This is a genomic window from Halomonas sp. LS-001, assembly GCF_052983955.1.
Window position 1 is genome coordinate 2,261,142 of the sequence record NZ_CM129816.1, and the last position, 20,905, is coordinate 2,282,046.

18 protein-coding genes are annotated in these 20,905 nt (G+C 52.3%); 8 read left to right on the forward strand and 10 right to left on the reverse strand.

Going from position 1 to position 20,905, the window contains the following annotated elements; genetic code table 11:
- Positions 1-120: 120 nt before the first annotated feature.
- A complete protein-coding gene (locus ACU6TU_RS10235; RefSeq protein WP_447144224.1) occupies positions 121-582 on the forward strand; it encodes a flavodoxin family protein in 462 nt (153 codons plus the stop codon).
- Positions 583-702: 120 nt separating this feature from the next.
- A complete protein-coding gene (locus ACU6TU_RS10240; protein ID WP_447141330.1) occupies positions 703-1,791 on the forward strand; it encodes a histone deacetylase family protein in 1,089 nt (362 codons plus the stop codon).
- Positions 1,792-1,849: 58 nt separating this feature from the next.
- Here ACU6TU_RS10240 and fadA read toward each other — a convergent pair whose 3' ends face one another.
- Positions 1,850-3,028, reverse strand: a complete 1,179-nt coding sequence (gene fadA, locus ACU6TU_RS10245) for an acetyl-CoA C-acyltransferase FadA (RefSeq protein ID WP_447144225.1) — start codon at positions 3,026-3,028, stop codon at positions 1,850-1,852.
- A 24-nt stretch (positions 3,029-3,052) separates the two neighbouring features.
- Positions 3,053-5,215: a fatty acid oxidation complex subunit alpha FadB gene (gene fadB, locus ACU6TU_RS10250; RefSeq protein WP_447141331.1), complete on the reverse strand. Its 2,163-nt coding sequence runs from the start codon at positions 5,213-5,215 to the stop codon at positions 3,053-3,055.
- Between the two features lie 188 nt (positions 5,216-5,403).
- On the opposite strand from fadB, the gene slyA reads away from it, so the two are divergent.
- A complete protein-coding gene (gene slyA, locus ACU6TU_RS10255) occupies positions 5,404-5,865 on the forward strand; it encodes a transcriptional regulator SlyA (RefSeq protein WP_447141332.1) in 462 nt (153 codons plus the stop codon).
- Here the strand turns inward: slyA and ACU6TU_RS10260 are convergent.
- The gene (locus ACU6TU_RS10260; RefSeq protein WP_447141333.1) at positions 5,860-6,405 is read right to left on the reverse strand and encodes a preprotein translocase subunit YajC; all 546 of its coding nucleotides are present in this window, start codon (positions 6,403-6,405) and stop codon (positions 5,860-5,862) included. The genes slyA and ACU6TU_RS10260 overlap by 6 nt on opposite strands.
- A 164-nt stretch (positions 6,406-6,569) precedes the next feature.
- Between ACU6TU_RS10260 and ACU6TU_RS10265 the strand changes: the two genes are divergently transcribed.
- Entirely contained in the window at positions 6,570-7,022 is a 453-nt protein-coding gene (locus ACU6TU_RS10265) for a universal stress protein (protein ID WP_447141334.1), read from the forward strand.
- A gap of 92 nt (positions 7,023-7,114) precedes the next feature.
- On the opposite strand, the gene ACU6TU_RS10270 is transcribed toward ACU6TU_RS10265, so the two are convergent.
- Positions 7,115-9,034, reverse strand: a complete 1,920-nt coding sequence (locus tag ACU6TU_RS10270) for an ATP-binding cassette domain-containing protein (protein ID WP_447141335.1) — start codon at positions 9,032-9,034, stop codon at positions 7,115-7,117.
- Between the two features lie 153 nt (positions 9,035-9,187).
- Here ACU6TU_RS10270 and ACU6TU_RS10275 point away from each other — a divergent pair, with 153 nt between their 5' ends.
- A complete protein-coding gene (locus ACU6TU_RS10275) occupies positions 9,188-10,201 on the forward strand; it encodes an AraC family transcriptional regulator (RefSeq protein ID WP_447141336.1) in 1,014 nt (337 codons plus the stop codon).
- 3 nt (positions 10,202-10,204) lie between these two features.
- Here ACU6TU_RS10275 and ACU6TU_RS10280 read toward each other — a convergent pair whose 3' ends face one another.
- The 5 genes from ACU6TU_RS10280 to ACU6TU_RS10300 all read right to left on the reverse strand — a co-directional run bounded on the left by ACU6TU_RS10280 (position 10,205) and on the right by ACU6TU_RS10300 (position 17,154).
- Complete coding sequence (locus ACU6TU_RS10280) at positions 10,205-11,887, reverse strand: fatty acid--CoA ligase (protein WP_447141337.1); 1,683 nt, start codon at positions 11,885-11,887, stop codon at positions 10,205-10,207.
- A 36-nt stretch (positions 11,888-11,923) separates the two neighbouring features.
- Complete coding sequence (bktB, locus tag ACU6TU_RS10285) at positions 11,924-13,111, reverse strand: beta-ketothiolase BktB (protein ID WP_447141338.1); 1,188 nt, start codon at positions 13,109-13,111, stop codon at positions 11,924-11,926.
- A gap of 64 nt (positions 13,112-13,175) precedes the next feature.
- A complete protein-coding gene (locus tag ACU6TU_RS10290; RefSeq protein WP_447141339.1) occupies positions 13,176-14,318 on the reverse strand; it encodes an acyl-CoA dehydrogenase family protein in 1,143 nt (380 codons plus the stop codon).
- A 2-nt stretch (positions 14,319-14,320) separates the two neighbouring features.
- A complete protein-coding gene (locus tag ACU6TU_RS10295) occupies positions 14,321-15,877 on the reverse strand; it encodes a fatty acyl-CoA synthetase (RefSeq protein ID WP_447141340.1) in 1,557 nt (518 codons plus the stop codon).
- Positions 15,878-15,924: 47 nt separating this feature from the next.
- A complete protein-coding gene (locus ACU6TU_RS10300) occupies positions 15,925-17,154 on the reverse strand; it encodes an ABC transporter substrate-binding protein (protein ID WP_447141341.1) in 1,230 nt (409 codons plus the stop codon).
- Positions 17,155-17,413: 259 nt separating this feature from the next.
- On the opposite strand from ACU6TU_RS10300, the gene ACU6TU_RS10305 reads away from it, so the two are divergent.
- Positions 17,414-18,253: a TatD family hydrolase gene (locus tag ACU6TU_RS10305; protein WP_447144226.1), complete on the forward strand. Its 840-nt coding sequence runs from the start codon at positions 17,414-17,416 to the stop codon at positions 18,251-18,253.
- A gap of 9 nt (positions 18,254-18,262) precedes the next feature.
- The gene (locus ACU6TU_RS10310) at positions 18,263-18,748 is read left to right on the forward strand and encodes a hypothetical protein (RefSeq protein WP_447141342.1); all 486 of its coding nucleotides are present in this window, start codon (positions 18,263-18,265) and stop codon (positions 18,746-18,748) included.
- A 15-nt stretch (positions 18,749-18,763) separates the two neighbouring features.
- Here the strand turns inward: ACU6TU_RS10310 and ACU6TU_RS10315 are convergent, their stop codons facing one another.
- Entirely contained in the window at positions 18,764-19,330 is a 567-nt protein-coding gene (locus ACU6TU_RS10315) for an elongation factor P hydroxylase (protein WP_447141343.1), read from the reverse strand.
- A 156-nt stretch (positions 19,331-19,486) separates the two neighbouring features.
- Between ACU6TU_RS10315 and ACU6TU_RS10320 the strand changes: the two genes are divergently transcribed.
- Positions 19,487-20,902: an MATE family efflux transporter gene (locus tag ACU6TU_RS10320; RefSeq protein WP_447141344.1), complete on the forward strand. Its 1,416-nt coding sequence runs from the start codon at positions 19,487-19,489 to the stop codon at positions 20,900-20,902.
- The last annotated feature ends 3 nt before the right edge of the window (positions 20,903-20,905 follow it).

Consider the following 20,905-nt stretch of genomic DNA (forward strand, 5'->3'; position numbering starts at 1 on the left):
AGCGTCATAGAAAACATTGATAGAGGTATTATCAGACATATAGGCTCTCATCATGATCGTACTTGGCAGTGCGACACTTTGCGTTTACCACGCAAACTTCCATCTAACGAGGGCTCAACAGTGAAACACCTCTTAATCGTTGCCCATGCGCCATCAATTAATACCTGTACTCTGCGTGATGCCGCGCAGCGTGGTGCGACCCAAGACATTATCGAGCAGGTTACCTGTACAGTAAAAACGCCTTTTGAGGCCGGACCTGATGACATTCGCGCCTGCGATGGCATCTTGTTAGGCACGACAGAAAACCTGGGCTACATGAGCGGCGCACTTAAGGATTTTTTTGATCGCAGTTACTACAGCATACTGGAAGAAAAACAAGGGCTTCCATGCGCACTTTATATTCGTGCGGGCAAAGATGGCACCGGCACACGGCGCGCAGTAGAAAGCATTGTTACAGGGTTACGCTGGCGCTGGGTGCAGGAACCTCTTACCTTACGCGGCGAGTGGCAGGACGCATTTGCCGATCAGGTAGAAGAACTCAGCTTAACCTTAGCGCTTAGTATTGAATACGGCATTGTATAAATCCGCCTGGCCTGCCTTACTATCAGTAAGCATTTCGTGCCCACAGCGCAATGGAAAGTCACGGAAAGCCACTACTCATCTCTATTGCAGTTACTTAACGCACGTATTTAGGTGACCTTTATGCATAACGTCATTGCCTTCTACGATGATCGTGTTCTCGCTCATGAACCCAATATCGAGGCTGATTTTTTACCCGATCGAATCGATAAACGCATTCGTCAGCTTCTATCAGGACTCCCGGTGCCATGGAAATACCCTGAACATCCTGGCCGTTTACAAGCTATTCAACAGCTGCTTAAAAAAGCACCGATTGCAGACCTTCACACTGAAGGGGGCAAAGCGGCTACGTTTGAACAATTAGCCAGGGTACACACCACCTCTTATCTCAACGATATTTTTAGCCTGCGCGGAAAAAATGCCTGGCTGGACGTGGATACGACGGCAGTCTCACCAGGCAGCATTGAGGCGGCAGAAGTCGCTGCAGGCACGGCGATTGCGGCAGTTGAAGCAGTGATGGAAAAACGTGCAAAAAGCGCATTTGCGCTGGTACGCCCACCTGGCCACCACGCCGAACCCGTCCGCGCCAGGGGTTTTTGCTTATTCAATAATGTCGCGGTTGCAGCGGCTCATGCGCGCAGTGCACTGGGCTGTGAGCGTGTTCTCATCGTCGACTGGGACGCCCATCATGGCAACGGCACCCAGGATATTTTTTGGGCAGAACCCGATGTCATGTTTTTTGATATTCATCGCGCTGCGCCTTTCTATCCTGGCTCAGGTCATCTCGAAGAGGTCGGTGCGGGCCTGGCAGAAGGCACCACAATTAATGTCCCACTACCCGCCGGTGCCGGCGATGAAGCGTTTTTGAAAGCCTTTCGCGATATTCTAGCGCCAGCTGCTGCATGGTTTAAGCCGGATATCATTTTAGTCTCAGCTGGCTTTGACCCACACTGGCATGATTTAGCGCTCAATGTTTCTTACGATGGCTTTGGTGCACTGACCGGTTTCTTGCAACAGTTGGCGGAACAGCACTGCCAGGATCGCTTAGTCTTCGTTTTAGAAGGCGGCTATAACCTGGAATCGCTGGCCAACGGCACCCGAGCGGTGCTGGCTGTTCTAGCAGGCAATACCGTCCCGGCACCCGATAGCTGTGGCATCGCGGAAGTCCAAGCGGCAGCTGACTTTCATCGTACTGCGTTTCAAACTACCTAGCAGCATGCAATAAAAAACGGCACCGCATGGGTGCCGTTTTTGTCGCTAAGCGATGTGCTTATTTGAGTCGTTCAAACACGGTCGCAACGCCCTGCCCCATACCGATACACATGGTGGCAAGCCCCAGTGAGGTATCCTGCTGCTGCATGACATTCAGCAGCGTGGTGCAGATACGTGAACCCGAACAACCCAGCGGGTGACCCAGCGCAATGGCACCGCCATTCAGATTCACTTTTTCATCCATGGCATCAAGGAAACCAAGATCTTTCAGGACCGGTAACCCCTGGGCTGCAAAGGCTTCATTCAGCTCAACTGTCTGGATATCCGCCGCCGACAGGCCAGCCGCCTTGAGTGCTTTTTTGGACGCAGGTACCGGGCCATAACCCATGATTGAGGCATCACAACCTGCCACGCCGGTCGAAAGCACCTTCGCAATTGGCTCCAGTCCTAACGCCTGAGCACGTTCATAGCTCATTACCGCCATCGCGGAAGCCCCTACCGACAGCGCAGATGACGTACCGGCAGTAACCGACCCATTACGCGGGTCAAACACTGGTTTCAGGCTGGCCATCGATTCCATGCTCGCTTCAGGGCGAATCACTTCGTCATTTTTAAACAGCACTTTAAAGCCACGCTGGTCATGACCTTCCATACCGATAATTTCGTTATCGAAGCGGCCATTCTCCATGGCTGCCTGGGCACGCTGGTGAGAACGCACGCCAAACTTATCCTGATCTTCTCGGGAAATGCCATGCATTTTGCCCAGAAGTTCAGCAGTAAGCCCCATCATCATGGCCGCTTTTGCCGCATATTTACTGGCAGCAGGATTCACATCAACGCCGTGGGCCATCGGCACATGTTCCATGTGCTCAACCCCACCAATAACGTAAAAGTCACCCATGCCGGCTTTAATATTGGCCGCTGCAATATGTAAGGCCGTCATTGACGAGCCACATAGCCGGTTGACCGTTTGCGCAGGAACCGAACGGGGAATTCCGGTCATAATCGCTGCGTTACGTGCGATGTTCATGGCCTGCTCAAGGGTCTGATTGACACAGCCCCAGATCACGTCATCGACTTCTGATGGATCAAGGTTGGCGTTACGGTCAAACAGCGACTGCATCACTGCCGCCGATAGGTTCTCGGCGCGCACGTTACGAAATGCACCGTTTTTTGCTTTTGCCATGGCGGTACGTACACCGTCTACCACCACGATATCTCTCGGATTCAAACTCATCATATTTCTCCTTTACGTGGTGACTTAGGCCTGAGTACCTGAATAGAAGCGCTGGTTATTCTTCGCCATCTGACGCAACTTCTCAGTCGGCGCGTAAAGCGCTCCTAACTCTTCTGCCAGGCGGTCCGCCAGAGCAACAAACTCAGCCACGCCCATGGCATCAATGTAACGTAGCGCCCCACCACGGAACGGCGGGAAACCAATGCCGTAAATCAGCGCCATATCTGCCTCAGCAGCTGAATCGACAATTCCATCTTCCAGGCAGCGAACCGTTTCCAGACACAGCGGCACCATCAAATGCGCGATGATATCCTCGTCAGAAACGTCTTTTTTCTCTTTAACGACACTGCTCACAAGCTTATGGGCCTGCTCGTCGCTTACCTTGACGGGCTTGCCTTTTTTATCTTCTTCGTAAGCGTAAAAACCTTTGGCATTTTTCTGACCTAACCGGTCATTCTCGAACATTACCTGAATCGCCGTTTTGGCATCACGGGCCATGCGATCCGGGAAGCCTTCGGCCATGACTTCATTGGCATGCACAGCGGTATCCAGGCCCACAACATCCAGCAGATAGGCAGGCCCCATTGGCCATCCGAATTTTTCCATAACCTTGTCAACGCGCTGGAAGTCGGCACCCTGCTCCATCAGGAAACTGAAGCCGCCAAAGTAGGGGAACAGCACCCGGTTGACCAGAAAACCTGGGCAATCGTTGACCACAATCGGGGTTTTACCCATGGAACGTGCATAAGCAACCGTTGCAGCAACAGCGGCATCGGACGTTTTTTCACCGCGAATAACTTCAACCAGGGGCATGCGATGCACCGGATTGAAAAAGTGCATACCGCAGAAGTTTTCGGGACGCTTGAGGTTAGCAGCCAATCGATTGATCGAAATCGTCGACGTGTTCGAGGTAAGAATGGTGTTTTCGCTCACCATGTCTTCCACTTCGGCAAGCACCACCCCCTTCACTTTGGGGTTTTCAACGACCGCTTCAACAACCAGATCGACATTGCCAAAATCACCGTAAGACAATGTCGGGCGAATATTGGAGAGCTTCGTTGCCATTTGTTCAACGCTAAGTTTCTTGCGTTCAACCTGTTTGGAAAATAGCTTGCGTGCTTCCTTGAGGCCCAGCTCGATAGCATCATCCTTGATATCTTTCATCAGGATGGGCGTGCCTTTTGACGCACTCTGGTAGGCAATGCCGCCGCCCATGATGCCGGCGCCCAGTACAGCGGTCTGCTTGACCGGTTGAGACTGCTTTTCGTAACCGCTGCCCTTCTTCTTGACCAGCTGGTCACTCATGAACAACCCAACAAGGTTGAAGGCAACATCGGTTAACGCCATGCGCGCAAAGGTGTTGGCCTCAATCTGCTGCGCCCGTTCACGCCCTTCACCTGCGCCTTTCTGGATCACTTTGATCGCTTCAATCGGTGCTGGGTAGTGTGGGCCAGCTTTTCCAGCGACATAACCCTTGGCCGTTTCAAACACCATCATCTGTTCAATGGCGTTTAAATTAAGCGGCGACTTCTTTTCATTACGGCGTGCTTCAATGTCCAGCTCACCGGCATTGGCACGATGAAGGATATCAGCCGCCGCTTCCAGCAGATCAGATTGAGGCACAACCGCATCAACAGCCCCTACCTTCAACGCAGCATCAGCACGATTTTCGGTGCCGCCAGCGATCCACTCAATGGCATTATCTGCGCCAATCATACGCGGCAGGCGAACACAGCCGCCCCATCCCGGGATAATCCCCAGTTTGGTTTCTGGCAAGCCAATTTTGGCGTTGTCGCTCATGATGCGGAAATCTGTCGTTAGCAGGACTTCACAGCCCCCGCCGAGCGCCAAGCCATTGATTGCCGTAACAGTAGGAAATGGCAAATCTTCAATCGCATTAAAAATCTCGTGGACCTTGAGATTCATCTCGACAAGATAGTCCTCCCCTTTATCGAAGAATTGATGAAACTCAGTAATATCTGCCCCCACAATAAAGGCGTCTTTCGCGCTGGCAATAATCAGGCCATTAAGCCCTTGCTCGGCACTGAGGGTCTGAACTGCTTCGCCCAGTTCCTTGATCACAGCGCCGGAGAGTTTATTGACCGACTCACCCTGCAAATCAAAAGTGAGAGTTGCGATGTCTTCATCGCTGCGCACCACCGAAATGGCATTACCTTGATAGATCATCCGTCTTGCTCCATAAACCGGTAACAGAAACCACTTTCATACGGCCGTTTGATTCTCTTAGCTTGGTCGAGAACATTTCATACGTCAAGTCCTGATTTAAAGGCATACCGTTCCAAGAGGAGGCTTGCATTCAACCAACCGCCTATCGACAATTCACTCTTAATGAGGACACCCCATCTAGGATTTTTATGGCTTCAACTATTGGTTTACGTATCGCCCGGCTGCCTCACTTGTGGCGCTCTATCCTTGATCGCCGTCTCGCTCCACTGGGGTTAACACAGACCCGATGGGTAACACTGTATCAATTATGGCGAGTGGGAGATGGACAGACCCAATCTGAGCTTGCCCGCAATATTGGCGTTGAAGCACCGTCGTTAGTTCGCACCCTGAGCCAGCTGGAGTCACAGGGGCTGATTGCACGGCATGCCTGCGGAAGTGATCGGCGCGCGAAACGCATATACCTGACCGATGAGGCCTTACCACTTTTGGAACAGATTGATGCCGTTGCCTCAAAGGCACGCGCAGAAATGCTCGCTGGCCTTGAGGACAGCGAAATCGAGAAACTGGAAAGTTGGCTTGCACACATCGAGGCGAATGGCCTGGCTATTCAGGCCAAAGATCAGGGGATAGATGCCTCGTCTCTGTCATGACACGTCTTTTCGATGAGCAGGTACTGAAAGCGGAGGTGTTTTATTCGCGTGGTCTGAATGGCCTTTCAGACAGTTACGCAACATGATGAAGTCATTGATGTAAGTGGAAAAACGTTCGGCATCCTGGGATTCCCACCACCACAGGGTTAATGCAGATTCGCTGGATTCCAGCACCAGGGCATCCTGGGGCAATCGTTCCAGCAGCGTTTTGAGGATGGTATCTGCCTGCTCAGGCCATGCCCGCAACGGAGCAACTCGCCACCGCCAGCCAGCGTGGTAAGGCGCTAACGCGTCGCTGGCATTGCTATCGCGGACCAGCAGAAAGTCAGGCCCCGGCGCTTCCTGGGGGTAACGCCATTGATAACCGGGCATCACCTGATTGACATAGTGTAGCGGTGGCACTGCCAATTTCACCTCGACATTCTGTTTGCGTGCACTGCTGCGCAACGCTGCCTGTCGTTGTTGGCGCGGGGATGGCTTTAGCCACATCACCGGTGCCACAACAAACATCACCACAATAATAATTAGCAACCATTCCATCACTTGCACCTTCTTGAAGAATTAAGACGTCAGATGAGTGCCTGACAACGACAACAGTATCCAAAACGATGATCCAGGTCGTTGTTAATCAACAGAACTCGGCCTAAAGTGATAGGCATCAACCTTAGACTTATCGCTTGTTTGTCCCATACCAAGGAGCCGCTATGAGCTATCATCACATTCTGGTTGCCGTCGACTTGACCAAGGATTCACACAAGGTCCTCGAACGTGCCATTGCGATCTCTGAGCGCAATAACGCTGCCAAGATTTCCATTATGCATACTCTGGAGCCGCTGGGATTTGCCTATGGGGGCGATATTCCCATGGACCTCACCAGCATTCAGGACCAACTGGATGACCATGCCAAAAAGCGTCTGGCAGAAATTGCCAGCCCACATATACCTGCTGAGGACCAGCATGTACTGGTTGGCATGCCAGATACCGAAATTCACCGCTTTGCCCAGGAAAACGAAGTGGACCTGATCGTGGTCGGATCTCATGGTCGTCATGGCTTTGCCCTGCTACTGGGCTCTACCTCCACAGGCGTGCTGCACGGGGCCCAGTGCGACGTTCTGGCCGTTAGAGTCGGTAAAAAAGGCGAAGAAAGTGACGAGTAGAAACACCACTACTTAGCGTTAATCTAGTCACTGAAGGCACCCCGATGGGGTGCCTTTTTCCACGATAAAACGTCATTGTAGGCAACATGGCATTAATCGCCGTTGGTCATCGCCTCCAACTCCATCCAACGTTCCATCGCTTTTTCAAGCGACTGCTGGACGTTTTCCAACGCTTGCAACTTCGCCGTCACAGCCCCTGAGTCCTGCTGATAGAAAGCCGGATCGCCCACCTCTTTTTCCAAGGTTTCTACTTCGCCTTCCAACCGCTCAATGTCGGCGGGCAAGGCGTCCAGCTCTCGCTGCAACTTATAGGAAAGTTTGACGGTTTTCCTGGCAGGTTCTGCAACCGGCTTCTCTGGCGCTTTATCAACTGCAACACTGGTAGGCTCAGTGTTCTGACGAGCGGCGCCTTCCCACGGCGCAGGCGGCAATTTACCGCCCTGGCGAATCCAGTCCGTGTAGCCACCGACGTATTCACGTACACAGCCCTCGCCTTCAAACGCCAGCATGCTGGTCACGACGTTATCCATAAACGTCCTGTCGTGAGAGACCAGTAGCAGCGTGCCATCAAAGTCCAACAGCAGCTCTTCAAGCAGCTCCAGGGTTTCCATATCCAAGTCGTTGGTGGGCTCATCCAATACCAATACGTTGGCAGGCTGGGTAAACAGCTTGGCTAACAACAGGCGATTGGATTCACCGCCGGAAAGCGCTTTCACCGGCTGCCGAACACGGTCAGGTGTGAACAGAAAGTCCTGAAGGTAGCTCATCACGTGGCGATCTTTTCCGCCAACGGTGACCCGATCGCTGCCTTGGGCGACGTTGTCGTAGACAGTTTTATCCAACTCAAGCCCGGCACGAAGTTGGTCAAAGTAGGCGACCTGAAGGTTGGTACCCAACTGTACGCTGCCTTCTGTCGGGGTCAGTTCACCCAGCAGAATTTTCAGCAGTGTGGTTTTACCGGCCCCATTGCGGCCCAGGAACCCAATACGATCACCGCGCATCACTTCAAGATTGATGTCGCGAAGAATGGCTTCATCACCAAAGCGGTGTGTCACACCCTTCAGCTCAACGACCCGCTTGCCAGTGCGTTCCCCGCTATCAACGTTCAGGTTGGCAGAACCCTGGCGCTCTCGGCGCTGACTGCGCTCGACGCGCATCTGTTCGAGCTCTCTGACACGCCCTTCATTACGGGTACGCCGTGCTTTAACACCTTGACGAATCCAGACTTCTTCCTGGGCCAGCTTTTTGTCGAAAAGCGCATTTTCGCGCGCTTCAACTTCCAGCTCGTGCTGCTTGCGTTCCTGGTACTCGACGTATTTGCCGGGGTAGCGGCCTAACTTGCCACGATCCAGTTCAAGAATATTGGTGGCCAGTTTGGATAAGAAGGCACGGTCATGGGTAATCAGTAATACCGCGCCATTAAATGCCAGCAGTTGTTCTTCCAGCCAGGCAATCGTATCCAGATCAAGGTGGTTGGTAGGCTCATCCAGCAGCAGCAGATCGGGGTCAGACACCAGTGCACGTGCCAAGGCTACACGGCGACGCCAGCCACCCGAAAGCGCGCTCATTTCGGCTTCAGGGGGTAATCCCAGGCGCGTAAGCACGACATCAATACTCTGATGAAACGACCAGCCATCGATGGCCTCAATGCGGGTTTGCAGTTTGGCCATGCGATCCATATCGGGGTCAGGATCATGGATTAAATGCTGATATTCAGAAAGCAGCTCTCCGGCTTCCGGCAACCCCTGAGCGACCATATCAAAAATCGTCATGCCTGAGGATTCCGGCAACTCTTGAGAGAGTACGCCGATTTTCAACCCTGGAGCACGCCAGATAGAGCCATCGTCGGCATGAATGTCACCCGCCACCAGTTTTAATAGCGTTGACTTTCCGGTACCGTTGCGCCCGACCAGCGCCAGCCGCTCGCCTCTTTCTACCGTCAGGTCGGCGCGGTTAAGCAGTACTTGGGTGCCGTAGGCGAGTTGCAGCTGTTCGAGTCGTAACAAGGTCACGCAGTGTCCTCCTTAATCATGAGGCGCACAGTGTAACGCATGCGCTCACGTTAAGAAGACCCCTTATAGAGCCAAACGACACATCGTGCTAACGTCGCATCATCACGTGATAATAACAAGGCAGCATCAAGCGCCCCATTTAAGGCTGACATCGTGACTGTTACCGTCTCAATGCACTTTGTAAACGAGCTTTTATGTGGCTTACCCGCCACCGAACGCTCCCCTGCTCGATACCTGGAACTTGCTGGAATTTCCCCCTTTCTTCTAAGCGCGCCGAATGGACGAGTCACTGTTGAGCAGTTTGCCGAGCTATACCGTCTACTTGTCCTTGAGCTAGATGATGAAACACCATGTTTTTTCTCCAGGCCGCTACGCTGTGGATCGTTGAAAATCCTCTGCTTGAGTTTACTGGATGCGCCCACGCTGCATGTTGCCCTTCACCGCTACACGCAGTTTTTTCGTATTCTGCTCGATGATTTCAGTTACGATTTTACGCTTGAAGGTGACTTTGCCCGAATGGCACTGAAAGAACGCGCCCCGCTTCAGGGCAGTCGTATATTGATCCATGAACTGATGTTAAAACTGTTTCACGGCATTTCCTCCTGGATGATCGCTCGCAAAATTCCACCTATATTGATGGAGTGCGGCTACGCGCAACCCGCTCACAGCGCTGACTATCTCTACTTCTATCCAGGAAAAGTAAAATTCGATCAAGCCCAAACCGCTGTTTACTTTGATAAAGCGCTTCTAAACCACCCTATTCGCCAAACCAAACAGCACCTGGGTGCATTTCTACAACGCGCGCCAGCTGACTGGTTCTATGTCTCTTTTGAAGACCGTTTAGTCACGCATCGCGTTCGCGAATACCTTAGCCGCCACTTACCCGCGTCATGCACCGTGCAGCATGTCGCAGATGCTTTACACATGTCAGTCCGAACGCTCTCAAGACACTTGAAGCTTGAAGGTACGCATTTCCAGGCGGTTAAAGACGAATACCGTCGCGATTATGCCATTCAAGCGCTCACGCGAAGCGCACAACCACTGACAGCAATTGCTGAAAAACTAGGCTTCGAAGACTTGGCTTGCCTTAGTCGAGCATTTAAACAATGGACAGGAGACTCCCCCGCCGCCTACCGAAAGGCACAAACGGCGGGGTTTAAACGCTAGCGTTTATATCTCGGTACGAATGCGCTTTTTATCCAGTTTGCCCACACTGGTTTTAGGTATTTCATCGACGAAGCGAATCAGCGATGGAATACCCCAGCGGTTGATGCTGCCCTGCTCGACAAACCGCTCCATGAACGTTTGAACGTCATCTTCGGTAGGCGGATTATTTAAGTCGCTGGGTACGACGAGTGCCGCTGGGCGCTCGCCCCACTTATCATCGGTAACGCCTATCACCGCCACTTCAGCGACGCCTGGGCACTGACTGATATAGCTTTCCAGCTCAAGTGAAGAGATCCATTCGCCACCGGTTTTGATGACATCTTTAATGCGGTCGCTAATAGCCAGGAAACCATGCTCGTCAATCGAACCAACGTCGCCGGTATGTAGCCATCCATCCCGCCAAAGTTCTTCACTGCGCTTCTCTTCCTTATAGTACGCCTGGGTTAACCAGGGAGCCTGAGCTCGCACTTCGCCCACACTGACGCCATCGTGGGGTAACGGCTCTCCGTTGGTATCCACCACCTGCAATTTCACCAAAGGCACGGGCAAGCCAGCTTTACACCGCCAAGGAAGCTGCACGTCAAAATCGGCCTCCGTGACCTCCCGAGGTAAAATATCAGCCGTCAGCAGCGGGCAGGTTTCTGACATGCCGTAAGCGCTGCGCGTATCAATTCCCAGTGACCAGGCACGGCTAGCTAAGGCTTGGGTAAGCGCACTGCCGCCCACGAGGACCTTCCAACCGCTTAAATCAATTTTTTTCGATGCAATGGCATCAGCGCTCACCACCATATTTAACAGCGTTGGCACGCAGTGGGAGAAATCGACTTTTTCATTGACCAGCAGCTTGACCAGCATTTCAGGTTCGTAGCGGCCAGGGTACACCTGGGTCGCCCCCATCAATGTGGCGGTGTAAGGCACGCCCCATGCATGCACATGGAACATCGGCGTAATCGGCATGTACACCTTGTCGCGATTGAGCAGCTCAAAGCCCGGTGCCTGGAAAGTACTGGCTTCGCCTAGTGTGTGCAGTACCAGTTGGCGATGGGTAAAAAACACCCCTTTTGGATTGCCGGTCGTGCCCGTGGTGTAGAACAGTGTGGCCACTGCATTTTCATCAAAAAACGGGAAATCGTAATGCGTTGGTTGCTCGCTTAACAACGCTTCAAACTCACCGACTAACGGCAGTGACGTGCTGACGGTTCTCGCCGTTTCTTGGCTCTCCGTTTCTTGACTCGCCGTTTCTTGACAAAGCAGATAACCGCGGATGTCAGGTAGCTTATCAGCGAGCGGTTCCAGTAGCGGTACGAAATCCTCGTGGACCAGCACAAAGACGTCTTCAGCGTGCTCCATCGTGTAGTGAATTTGCTCGGGCGCCAAACGTACATTGACGGTATGCAGAACGGCGCCAATCATCGGAATGGCAAAAAAACACTCTAAATAACGATGACTGTCCCAGTCCAAGACGGCTACTACATCGCCTGCCTGAACGCCCTGTGCGGTTAGCGTATGGGCAAGCTGGTGTACCCGCTCACGAAAGCGTCGATAGTCATGACGGCTCTGGTCTCGATAAACAATCTGATTGTTACCCGCCATTCGAACACCTGACTCCAGCAGCTCTCTGATTAACAGAGGCGAGCTAGTCGCAGATGGCGTAGAAGGAAGTATTTTTGGCGTTATCGTAGACATAAACACACCTGTCGATTGTTATTGGAAAAACGTTCATTACTCGCGTTCTATTAACAGCGCGATGCCCTGCCCACCGCCGATACACAGCGTGATCAAAGCATAGCGCCCCTGGCGTCTCTCCAGTTCGTGTAAGGCTTTCAGGATCAAGATGGCACCCGTCGCGCCTACCGGATGCCCGAGGGCCACCGCCCCACCATTCGGGTTCAGCTTCTCCAATGGAAAACCCAGCGTATCGGCAACTGCCATCGCCTGTGCTGCAAAGGCTTCATTGGACTCAATCACATCAATATCATTGATCGTCAGCCCTGCCTGTTGAAGACAGCGTTTCACCGCGGGGATTGGCCCAAGCCCCATTAGCGAAGGCTCCACACCGGCAGTGGTCGCTACGCGAAGGCGTGCTCTAACGGTTAGATTTCGCTGCTGTGCTTCATCGGCGTGCGCCAGCACCAGGGTGGCTGCGCCATCGTTGATCCCGGAGGCATTCCCTGCGGTCACCATTCCGTCTTTTTTAAAAGCCGGTTTAAGCCGTGTTAAATCACTTAACTCGACCCCTTCACGCACATGCTCATCACGAACAAAGGAAACTGTCTGTTTACCTTTCGTCACGTCAACAGGCACGATTTGCTCGTCAAAACGCCCTTGCGCAATGGCGTTTGCCGCCTTGTGATGGCTCTCCACGGCGAACTGATCCAACTGCTCGCGACTTAAGCCATACTGCTTGGCGATATTTTCAGCGGTGATCCCCATATGCCCACTGCCAAATGGATCACTCAGTATACCAAGGGTAAGATCCTGGATATTGGCATCGCCCAAGCGAATTCCATTGCGTGCTTGAGGTGGCAGTAGATAGGCACCTCGCGACATGGATTCAGCCCCTCCTGCCAATGCCAAGCGGCTGTCGCCAAGCGCGATTTGCTGTGCTGCGGATATCACCGCCTGCACGCCAGAACCACACAGCCGATTAACATTAAAAGCACCGGCGTCTTTCGGTACACCCGCACTCAATGCGATATGACGAGCAAGGTAGGCGTCTTCAGGCCCGGTGGTAATAATATGGCCATACACAGAATGGTCGATATCAGCGCCATCAATGCCCGCACGGCGCAGTGCTTCCTGTGCAGTGATAGTGCCTAACTCATGAGGCGCGAACGATGAGAGCGACCCACCAAACCCGCCAATTGCAGTGCGAGCACCGCTTACAATAACAACGCTATCCAGTTGCATAATCTCTCCGTAGTGATGGCCCACAGTGGCAAAGGACTTAAGGTCAGGGCTTTAAATGATGGATTTAAGCCACTTTGCCTAGCAGCGAACGTGCAACCACTTCTTTCATAATCTCAGAGCTACCGGCGTAAATCGTTTGCACACGCGCATCTAAATAGAACCGTGAAATCGGATATTCATGGGTATAACCATAACCACCAAAAAGCTGAAGGCACCGATCAACCGCTCGACACTGCAACTCGCTAAGCTGTAATTTAAGGATGGCGGCATCGGTACCTGTCATCGTGCCCTGGCGGTATTTATCAAGGCACTGGTCAAAGTAAGCCCGAGCAACATCCAGCTGTGCCTTGATTTCAGCCAGCGTGAAGCGGGTGTTTTGAAAATCGGCCACGCGCTGGCCAAAGGCATGACGCTGAGTGACGTAATCAAGCGTTAACGCCAAAGCGCCCTCTACCGCTCCAAGCGCCTGGGCACCTACACCTAACCGTTCGCGGGGAAGCTCTTGCATCAGATACCGGAAACCAGCGCCTTCTTCCCCTAATAATGCGTTTTCGGGTAGGCGTAGCTGGTCGAACGCCAGTTCTGCCGTATCGCTGGCATGCTGGCCAATCTTTTTAATCGGTTTGCCACGGGAAAAGCCCGGTAGTGACGTGTCGACCAAAAACAGTGAGACCCCTTTTGCACCGGCACTTGGGTCTGTTTTTGCACAGACAATAACGAGATCGGCCACTTGGCCGTTGGTAATAAACAGCTTGCTACCGTTGAGCATCCACCCATCGGCTGTTTTGGTGGCGCGGGTTTTCATCGCTGCCAGGTCACTGCCGGCATGAGGCTCGCTCATGGCAATTGCCCCCAACCATTCCCCGCTTGCCATGCGGGGCAGCCACGCTTCGCGCTGTTCATCAGTACCTAAATTCTGTAGGTAAGGCATCACGATGTTGGCGTGAATATTGTAAGCGCTGGCTAGCCCACCAAACCCTTGCCGAGACATCTCCTCCAGGGCCAGCTGGGTAATGGCAATATCAGCACCTGAGCCGCCATAGGTCTCATCAAGATCAATCCCCAACAGACCCGCTGCGCCCAGTGCTAACCATAACGAGCGCGGTATTTCACCCGCCGCTTCCCAGTGCTCATAAAAAGGTGCCACTTCCTGCGCTAGACAGCGTGTGATCATGTCATGAAATAGCGCCTGTGTTTGCTCGTCCATGCTCACTCCTTTAGATCCTGGCGCAGGTGACGTTTGAGAATTTTACCGGCGGTGCTTTTAGGCAGTGTCTCGGCAAACACCACACGTTTAGGAACCTTGTAGGGAGCTACTAAGCTTTTTGCATGATGAATAAGCTCATCTTCGCTAACCGTTTGCCCCTCTTTCACCACCACAACGGCGGTTATCGCTTCAATCCACTTTTCATCAGGTAGCCCCACTACCGCTACTTCCGAAATGGCCGAGTGCTTAAACAGCGCCTCTTCAACTTCACGACTGGCGACTAGCACACCCCCCGTATTAATCACGTCTTTAATCCGATCCACGACATATAGGTAGCCGGCTTCATCGATGTAGCCCACATCACCGGAATGGAACCAGCCGCCCTGGAAAGACTCTTCGGTCATCTCAGGCTTATCCCAGTAGCCCGTCATTAACTGCGGCGAACGATGGACAATCTCCCCATGCTCACCAGGGGCAACGTCGTTCATTTGCAAATCAACAATGCGCGTTTCTACCGTCAGGATGGGGCGCCCCGCCGATGCAGGACGCTCGGCATGCTCTTCTGGGCGTAATACCGTTGCCAGGGGAGCAATCTCACTCTGCCCATAGCAGTTATATAAACCAACGCCGGAGAAACGCCGCTGCATCTCCTCCAACACAGGCACTGGCATGATGGAGGCGCCGTAGTAGGCTTTTTTAAGCGTGGTTAGATCGAATTGATCAAAATCTGCATGACGCAGCAAGCTGATCCACACCGTTGGCGGTGCAAAGAACGATACGATGTTTTGTTCGGCAATGGCCGCCAGGCAGTTATCCGCTAGCGGCGCTTCAAGCAGGTAAACTGGGGCACCCAGTAACAGCGCAGGCATTAAAAAAACATGCATCTGTGCGGAATGGTAAAGTGGAAGCGCGGCCAACATAGCGTCGCTCCCCTTGATATCCAACTCAACCATGCAGGCCATATATTCCGCCATCAGCGCTTGATGGGTCATCATTGCCGCTTTAGGCGCTGCCGTGGTGCCAGAGGTATAGAGAAGCTGCGCAAGACTGCTTCCCTCTAAGGCGACCGCTGGCTCGCCAGATGATGAAGAGGAGCGTGCACAATCCAGGACATCAAAACTGCCTGACTGACGAAGGTGTTGATCAGCATGAAGTGTTCCGCTGATCGTTAATGCTAAATCCTGGGTTGCTTCCTGAACTTTGTCGGCTAACGCAATATCGCTTAGCAACCCCTTCGCCCCTGACTGCTCCAGGATATAGCGCAGTTCGTCACTACTTAGCGCAAAATTAATGGGCACATGCACTAGGCCTGCTTTAGTGGCAGCAAGCCAGGCAATGACATAAGCATCTGAGTTTTTACCATAAACCGCCAACCGGTCTCCCGAAGAAAGACCGGCGGCTAACAAGCCATTGGCCACGTTATTAGCGGCTTCGTTAAGCGCCTGATAGCTCCACGTTCGTTCACCAAACGTCAGCGCGAGCTGCTGAGAGTATTTACGGGCGCTACGGTTTAACGCAGCACCAATCGTATTACGATGGATTAAATCTGTGTGTTCCATGCCAAGTCCTTATTTTTATGATTTGTTGATAAGGCTTCAGCGCTTCCCTAGTTCTTGACGAGTGGGCAGACGCTTTCAGACAGTGGCCGGAACGCCTCCTCGGCAGGGATAGTGCGCACAACCCTGAAAAGATCATCTTCATCGGCAGATTCTTCCGGCGTTTTCACTTCAACGAGATACATGTCATGCACCATGCGGCCGTCCTCACGGATATAACCATCGGTTGCAAACACATCGTTAATGGGGGTATCGATCATCTGCTGACGAACCGTTTGCGTATCGTCTGTTCCCGTTGCCTCAATGGCTTCCAAATAGTGGCGGGTGCTGGAATAGAGTCCTGCGTGCACCATGGTTGGCATGCTGCCGGTGCGCTCACGAAAGCGCTCTGCCCAGGCACGGGTTTCGTCATTTAAATCGTAATACCACGCCTTTGTGAACTGCAGCCCTTGGGCGTTTTCTAACCCGATGCTGCGTATATCAGTACTGAACAACACCATACCCGCGAGAATCTGTCCTGCTTGAGTAATGCCAAATTCACCTGCTGTTTGAACGGCATTGATGGTGTCTCCACCGGCATTATTGAGTGCAATAACATCAGCACCTGATGCCTGGGCTTGCAGCATAAAGGAGGAAAAGTCATTGTTCGGAAAAGGATGGCGCGCGCTACCGACTATCGTTCCACCATTTTCGGTGACCACCCGCTCGACATCCGCTTCAAGTGCATGACCAAACGAATAGTCGGCACTTAACAGGTACCAGTTTTTATACCCTTCCTGCGTAATGGCTTTTGCCGTTCCGTTAGACATCGCCCAGGTATCGTAAACCCAGTGGATATGATTGGGAGAACAGTGTTCGTTAGTAACACTAGAAGAAACAGCGCCATTCACTAAGCCAAGTTTATCCGCATCTTCCAGCAGGCCTACTGCTGCCAATGTAACCGATGAAGCCACCAGGCCGGTGACCATATCGACATTACGTTCGTCAATCCATTCGCGCACGACGCTTGAACCAACATCAGGGCTATTGCGATCATCAGCACTAAAGACGACAACTTGGGAACCGTTTACGCTGCCGCCAATATCTTCAATCGCCATTTCAATGGCGTCTTGTCCCAATGGGCCTATCGGATCACGATAAACACCTGACATATCAGCCAGATACCCAATACGAATTTCATTATCAGAAACGCCTTCATTGGCCGCCACGCTGGGAGCATAGCCAGCTGCAATGACGGCTGCTGATAACGCAGAAATAGCGAAATGACGTGATAGCTGCATGTTTTTCACCTGTCTATTGTTGTTATTTAAAGAGCGTTAAGCCCGATTTATTTCATGCTTCACCTTCATGTTAAAAGTAAAAATCAGTTTACTGTTTACCTATCGGGCCAGTTTTTTTGCAATTCGTGCCATTCGGTCAATAAGCTGGTGTGGAATAGATCATTAGTCGTTGTTACTCAGCAGCGTTACAATGGCGTTTTTTCGCTGTTACCGATTTTTTTGACAAATGTAAGGAGTGTGACGTTTGGCAATAAGTGCAATGGATAATGTTCTACCTGAGGCGCTGCAATTTCGCTCTTCTACGCCTTTAGTAGACATCGGCGCAAACCTGACTCATGAGAGTTTTCAGCGTGACTTAAGTGATGTTATTGCCAGGTCGCAGGCCGCCAATGTATCCACGCTGATTGTGACGGGCACGGATATTGAGCATGCTAAGCAAGCCGTTGAGATGGCACGCCAATATCCAGGAGTCTATGCCACTGCGGGGGTTCACCCTCACGATGCGAGCGGATGGAATAATGAGGTGGCGCGCCAGTTAAAGGCGCTTCACGAGACACCCGAAGTGGTTGCTGTTGGCGAGTGCGGACTGGACTTTAATCGCAACTTCTCGACACCCCAAGAGCAGGAACACGCATTCGAAGCGCAGCTGGCGCTCGCCGCGGAAAATGGCTTACCGCTTTTTTTGCATGAACGTGATGCAGGCCCACGCATGCGTGAGATGCTGCAACATTGGCGCAGCGATATCAGCGATGCCGTTATCCATTGTTTTACCGCCGACAAATATACCCTTTATGGCTATCTGGACCTAGACTTGCACATAGGACTCACTGGCTGGATTTGCGATGAGCGGCGCGGTCGCCACCTTCACTCGCTGGTGAAAGATATTCCCCTTGATCGATTAATGGTCGAGACCGACTGTCCTTATCTTTTGCCACGCAACCTCCCCGCCAAACTTAAAGGGCGACGGAATGAACCCGCACTGCTGCCTTGGATTGTGCGGGAAATTGCCCACTGGCACGGTGTCACCGAGATGGAATTGGCACAGGCGACCAGCGACACAGCAACGGCTTTTTTTCGTTTACCCGTAATGAAGAGTTAAGGAAATACAATGAGTGAAATGCCCGGTTTTATTGCCATTGAAACAGGTGACGAAGAAGGCCTGCCGCTATCTGTTGCCTGGTCCTTACCGGATGGACGTATCAAGCATACCTTGATTCAGCCGGATGATAGCTGGATTGCAGAATCTGATAGCGTTACCTACGAATATAGCGCTGAAGAACTGGAAAGCTTTGGCGTTAGCCCACTGGATGTGATTCGTGAGCTTGAAACCGATTATTTCAACGAAACGCTATACACCGGTGGCAGCGGCGAAGATGAACTCGCCCTGGCTCGCTTATTTGACACTTATGGCATCGACCCTTTTGTTGAACTGGCGCCTGCAGAAAGCCTCTACCCCGACCTGCATGACGCACAGTGGCAGCTACAACGTCGAGAGGTATTCGATCAACTTGGGCTTGAACCGATGCGCCCCGAAGATGAAGTCAGTGCCATGCTGGCGTTACATCAAAGACTTACCGATGACCCTTCAGCATGATCTAACCCGCAACATTTAACGATCAACATCCAGCTCTCTACGCCCTGACTCACAGGCCTGTTCAAGAGAAGCACCACATTGATAATAACGTTTTAACGCAGTATGAAAGGCTTGTGCGCGGCGCGGCACTCCCTCGTTCAGGTAGCGCTGCGCCCGCAATGCCACTCGAGAGGCAAAGCTTTCTCGATCGACGTCTACCTCCCCACCCAGATTATCGACACTGACATGGAAAGGACGCTGGCAAGCTTCACAAAACAGCGATTCGAGCGCTTGAGGAGCTATTTCAGCCGCTTCAAATGCGCTTTGCTGGCTAGCGTCACGCCCATCAGGCAAATACCAGTAACCATAATCTTCAAGCTGACGACGTTTCTCGCCGGCAATACACCAATGGCTGATTTCATGTAGTGCACTGGCATAATAGCCATGGGCAAAGATCACTTGGTGATAGGGAATTTCAACACTGGCGGGTTGGTACAACGGTTCGTCATCACCTCGGGTCAGCCGTGTTCGATAGCGCTCGGCAAATACGCCATCAAAGAGCGCAATAATATCAACGAGTGTCCAGCGAGTGTCGTCTTGCATGGGATTTATCCAATTGGGTGTAATCACTAAGCATCAAATCGGCAAGCCAGTATAATGACCGGCCTTAGAGTCCGTCATGTATTGTGAGAAAAAAACAGTGATACCTGCTGAAATAAATTTTCCAGGCAGGACGATTAACTATCAAGGAGATAAGTGTTGGGCAGCCTGACCAAGCAACTAAAAACGCTGTACTGGCCAGAAACGCGCTTACTGGTTCGTTTGGCACTACCGATTTGCGGAGCCCAGTTAGCGCAGGCGGGGATGAGCGTGGTCGACGTCATGATGACCGGCCGTCAAAGCCCCACCGCACTGGCAGCCGTTTCTGTTGGGTCAAGCTTATGGATGCCATTGATGCTTTTCATGACCGGCACTCTGATGGGGCTAACGCCCATTGTGGCGCATATGCTTGGCGGGCAACGGCAACATGCCATTCGTCCGGCGGTCCATCAAGCATTATGGATAGCGCTTCTACTTGGCATCCTGTCGGCAGGTTTACTCTGGTTTCTGGTGACGCCGATTTTCCAGGTGATGAATGTGCCTGACGAAGTGGCTAACAGTTCGGCAGCTTATTTGGCGGCGGTTGCCTTTGGTATGCCAGGCATAGCGTTATTTCAGGCATTACGCGCTTTTTCCGACGGCATGAATCACACTCGCCCAGCGCTGTGGATCAGCCTGGTCGGCTTGAGTGTCAATATACCGGCCAATTATGTGTTGATTTATGGGGGCGATGGATTGGTCGAACTACTCGGGTTATGGATACCATTGCCGTTGCAGCAGCTTCCCGCTCTGGGGGCGCTGGGTTGCGGAATCGCCACCGCCATATCCATGTGGACCATGGCGCTGGCCATGATGGTTTATACAAAACACGGGCGAACATACCGTAGCGTATCCCTGTGGCAACACATCGCTTTTCCACAGTGGAGTGGTATTAGAGAGCTGCTTTTCGTCGGTATTCCGATTGGCGTGGCTATTTTTGTTGAAGTGACCCTCTTTACCTTGATCGCCTTATTTATCGCCAGTTTTGGAGAAATCACTGTCGCGGCTCATCAGATAGCACTGAGCTACACAACCATCCTATTTATGCTCCCCATGTCCCTAAGCATGGCGTTAACGGTCAGAGTAGGCAACACGCTTGGTCAACAGCGCCGTGAGCGAGCGCGTCAGGTCGCCTGGAATGGCATTGCGATCAGTTTGTTCACCGCCGCTATCAACAGCTCTCTCATCTGGTTAACCGGTCGTTGGGTCATTTCGCTTTATACGCCGAATCCGGATGTTCAGGCACTGGCGGCATCGCTGCTAACCCTCGCCGTCTTCTTTCAGGTGTCAGATTCGTTGCAAGCCAATCTGGCAGGCGCTTTACGGGGTTACAAAGACACTCGAGTGGTCATGGTCATCACTGTACTTTCCTATTGGACCGTTGGCCTTGGTGGCGGACATTGGTTGGGTAGTACCGGGTTCGGAAGTTCAGAGGCACTGGGAATACATGGTTATTGGATCGGTCTGATTGCAGGGCTAAGCACTGCCGCACTACTATTAGGATGGCGTTTACACCTGATTAGCCGTTCGGAGTAACCT